Below are 4,238 nucleotides of genomic sequence, written 5' to 3'. Positions count from 1 at the left end.
TGCAGCCTTCAATCTGGCTCGTTACTTCAACCTCGTCTTAGGACGTGATCTGGCTGAGGTGGCTCGATATGCCGTCTGAGGAAATTAGCACACCCCGTGAATTAGTAATACGTATAAGCAGCTCGTGAACTCGATTATACCCATGTGCCGCGACAGTGGTTTCTAGTGCGCCGTTTGTTAGGGGCAGCGGTTCAAGAGTTGTCTCAATGTGCGTGAGGCGCATTGCTTGGTGCAGTGGGATAGCGGGCGTGAGCCGAACGATCTGTGCTGTCTTTGCCTGGTTCCAGACCTGCACTACCAGCCCCTTCGCGATGCCGTCCTCGTGGGGCTTGAGCGCCCAGAGCAGAAAGTCAGGCGGTCTTATGGTGAGCAGAGAAAACTCAGCTTCGGGATACGCAGGCGCTGTTCCCTGCACTGCGCCGGTGACAGGTGGGTTCGGGTGTTCCAGTGCAAAGCGCATTGCCTCCGCTTGGCTGTAGCCTGCGTGCGGCCGCAGGGCGAAGCGCTGGAGAAAGTGTGTCGCGCCGTTTTGTGCTTGGATGCCAAGCCCCGCGCCGTCCACCTGCCCTCCAGCAAGCACATGAAGCGTGGGTGTGTGCGTATCAAGCTGGCTAGAGGGTGCTCTGGCCAAGCTTCACAAAGGCAAGGTCGGCGAAGCCTTTGAAGATGGAGTCCTAGAGACACAGAAACTCAGACAGTTTTTTGCAAAGGCAGCACCACTGCAAGGCAAACTGAGAATCTGCTTAGCCACCGATGCATCCTCCGTCGCACGTCCAAAGTCAAAAACGGTAAAAGATCGAACACTTGTCCACGAATCAAATTTACCCACAGGCTGTGCACCCGTGCGTATTTATTGTGCACGGCGCACGACTTTCGCGACCTCTAGGATCACCATCGGAATCGTGGCAATAAGCACTAAGAAGAGGGTGTCGAGAGAGGGAAGAGTCTCTGTTTTTAAGAAGCGTGCCAGAACCGTATTGTGCTGGCTCCAGATCTGGAGTCCTAAGGAAAGCGTCACAATAATCACCAAGTTGCGGTTGGAGAAAAATGGAATTTCCCAGAGAGGCTTGTTCTCACTGCGAGCTCCAAAGGAGCGCAGAAGCTCTGCGAACACCAAGACGGTGAAGGCGTGTGTGCGTGCGATCTCGGGCGTCTCGGTTCGCAGAACATAGAGGTACTCGGCGAAGGTGACTGATGCCGTCAGAGCGCCATTGAGGAGCATGGTACGTACGAAGCTGCGGTCAATGATTTTCTCTAAGGAATGGCGCGGGAGGCGCTTCATCACATCGGAGTCAATCGGATCAATGGCCAGGCAAAGCGCGGGGAGGCCATCGGTGACTAAGTTGATCCAGAGCAGGTGAATCGGCAGGAGCGGTGAGGGGAGCCCGACGATAACGCACGCTGTCATGAGGAGTAGCTCACCGGCATTGCCTGCGAGCAGGTACTCCAGAGTCTTACGGATATTGTCGTAGATGCCACGGCCCTCTTCTACGGCGGCGACAATCGTGGCGAAGTTGTCATCGGTGATGATCATGTCCGCCGCCTGCTTGGTGACCTCGGTACCGGTCTTGCCCATGGCGATCCCAATATCGGCGTGCTTGATGGCGGGCGCGTCGTTCACCCCGTCGCCTGTCATGGCAACAATGGCCCCACTGGCTTTTAGGGCATGGATAATCCGAAGCTTGTGCGTTGCCGTGACACGGGCATAGACGGCAATCGTAGACGCGCGCTGCTGGAGCACGTCTTCGGTGAGCGCATCAAGCTCGGTGCCCGTGAGCGTTACGGTGCTCTCGGTCGCTATCCCCAGCTCTTTGGCAATCGCATTGGCGGTGTGGGGATTGTCGCCAGTGATCATCACGACGCGAATACCTGCCGCATGGCACCGGGCAATGGCGTCTTTGGCTTCGGGGCGAGGGGGATCCACCATGCCCGTCAGTCCCACAAAGACCAGCTCGCGCTCGATGCCATCAGGGGTGAGCTGGCTCTCAGGGGTATCGCTCGCCAGATCCCGGTAGGCGGAGCCGAGCACACGGAGCGCCGCTTGCGCCATCACCGCCACTTGCTCCAGAAGGCTATCGCGCATATCGTCGGTAAGTGGGACGATGCCCGTGGCAGTGTAGAGCTGTGTGCAGCGCTGCAAGAGCTGGCCCGGAGCCCCATTGACTAGTGCACGGAAGCTTCCATCGGCCTGCGTGCGAATCACAGCGCTGCGCTTGCGGTCTGCATCAAACGGGAGCTCTAGGTGCTTGGGCTGCTCTTTCTCAAGCGCCTCACGATTGCCCCCCGCTTTTGTCCCCGCAACAAGAAGTGCTCCCTCGGTGGGATCGCCGATTGTTTTCCAAAGGCCCGCTTCCTCGCTTAAGTGCGCACTATTACAGCCCAGGAGGTTGGTGGCGAGCATAAGAAGCGGCGCAGTGTGGCCGTCTTGTGCTTTCTTGCCCTCAAACTGCACCTCGCCTTCGGGGCTGTAGCCGCTACCGGTGACCTTGTAGAGCTGCCCAGCGACAAAAAGCTCGCGCACTGTCATCTCACCACGGGTGAGCGTGCCCGTTTTATCTGTGCAGATGACACTGACCGAGCCGAGAGTCTCCACGGCGGCGAGCTTGCGGACGAGTGCGTTGCGGCGAGACATCCGCAGTACGCCCAGTGAGAGCGCAACCGTGACAACGGTCGGGAGGCCCTCCGGCACGGCGGCCACGGCAAGGCTGACCGAGGTGAGCGTCAGCTCTAATACTTTCGTCCCACGCAGCAAGCCCAGCAAGAAGAGCAGCGCCACGATACCGAGTGCCGCCACGATTAAAATCCGCCCAAACGCGTCGAGCTTTTGTTGGAGCGGTGTGTCTCTATTGGTTTCTGTCTCTTCGAGCAGCTCGGCGATATGGCCCAGTTCTGTCTGCATCTCCGTGGCAACCACCACGGCTTGGCCGGTTCCCGCCGCCACGCTGGTGCCCTGAAAGACAATATTCTCACGCTCGGCAAGGGGGACGTCCTCAAGCTTAAGTATCTCGGGCTGCTTGGGCACGGCCACGGACTCGCCCGTGAGGGCGGACTCGATCACTTTGAGCGAGGCGGTTTTTAAAAGCCGGGCGTCGGCGGCAACCAGATCGCCCGCCTCAAGAAGCAAGACATCCCCTACCACGATCTCTATGGCAGGGACTTCGGTGACATGCCCCGAGCGCCGCACTCGGGCTTGAGGAGTCGTGAGCTTTTGCAGGGCCGCGATGGACTGCGCGGCATTGAACTCCTGGTAGAAGCCAATGGCGGCATTGAGCAGTACGATCAGAAGAATTGTAATGGCGTCCACTGTCTCGCCCAGCGCTCCGGAGATCACGCTAGCCGCGATCAGGATCCAGATAATGACATTCTTAAACTGGCCGATCAGAAGCTGCCAGGGGCGAACGGGAGGAAGCTCTTTGAGCGCATTGGGGCCATCGGCCAGAAGTCGCTTAGCGGCCTCTTTTTCCGAGAGTCCCACGACCGAAGAGTGCACTTGTGCTAGGATCGCTTTTACTGACTTCTGGTGCCAGGGAGTCATGGAGAGAGAGTTGAGCCTTCCAGCAAGGGCTTGCCTTCTGAGAAGCGCAGCAGATTGCTGATTGTCACCCGTGCAATCTCGCTCAGTGCCTCTTGGGTGAGAAACGCTTGGTGGGCCGTAATGAGCACATTGGGAAACGTTAAAAGGCGCGAGAGCTCGTCGTCTTGGAGGATCTCGCCAGAGTAGTCCTCAAAGAAAAAGCCTTCCTCGTCCTCGTAGACATCCAGCGCGACGCCACCGAGCCAGCCCGTTTTGAGCGCTTTTATCAGGGCTTTGGTCTCGACGAGCTTGCCACGGCTGGTGTTGAGAAGATAGGCTCCAGGCTTCATTTGAGCCAGCGTCTCGGTGTTCAGCAGATAGCGCGACTGGGGCGTGAGGGGCAGATGCAGCGAGACAATATCGCTTTTTGAAAGTAGGGTGGGAAAGTCCACGTAGTGAACACTGTGCTCCGCTGCCCACTCCAGAGAAGGAGCGATATCGCAGGCGAGCACTTCGGTGCCGAATCCTCGAAAAATCTGCGCCGCGACGCGCCCGATCTTGCCGGTGCCGACAATTCCGACGGTCTTGCCGTGCAGGTCAAAGCCCACGAGCCCTGTTAGAGAGAAGTTATGCTCACGAACGCGGTTGTAGGCGCGGTGAATTTTTCGGTTGAGTGCCAGCAAGAGCGCGACGGTGTGCTCCGCGACGGCATAGGGCGAGTAGG

General features: G+C 58.3%; 3 protein-coding genes. All 3 read right to left on the bottom strand.

Annotated features, from left to right (window positions below; translation table 11 throughout):
• Window positions 1–37: 37 nt before the first annotated feature.
• Entirely contained in the window at window positions 38–631 is a 594-nt protein-coding gene (locus ACH2EH_RS14140; RefSeq protein ID WP_395142687.1) for a hypothetical protein, read from the bottom strand.
• 219 nt (window positions 632–850) lie between these two features.
• Entirely contained in the window at window positions 851–3,535 is a 2,685-nt protein-coding gene (locus ACH2EH_RS14135) for a cation-translocating P-type ATPase (RefSeq protein WP_395142686.1), read from the bottom strand.
• A partial coding sequence (locus ACH2EH_RS14130) for an NAD(P)-dependent oxidoreductase (protein WP_395142685.1) occupies window positions 3,532–4,238 on the bottom strand: 707 nt, incomplete at its 5' end. The genes ACH2EH_RS14135 and ACH2EH_RS14130, both read right to left, overlap by 4 nt.

This window comes from Armatimonas sp., from assembly GCF_043760365.1.
GTDB lineage: Bacteria > Armatimonadota > Armatimonadia > Armatimonadales > Armatimonadaceae > Armatimonas.
The sequence above is the reverse complement of the archived record's forward strand: the minus strand, read 5'-3'. Positions and strand labels throughout refer to the sequence as shown.

Excerpts from the sequence above, each read along its gene's own strand:
- ACH2EH_RS14135 (WP_395142686.1), bottom strand. The coding sequence starts at position 3,535 with ATGACTCCCTGGCACCAGAAGTCAGTAAAAGCGATCCTAGCACAAGTG.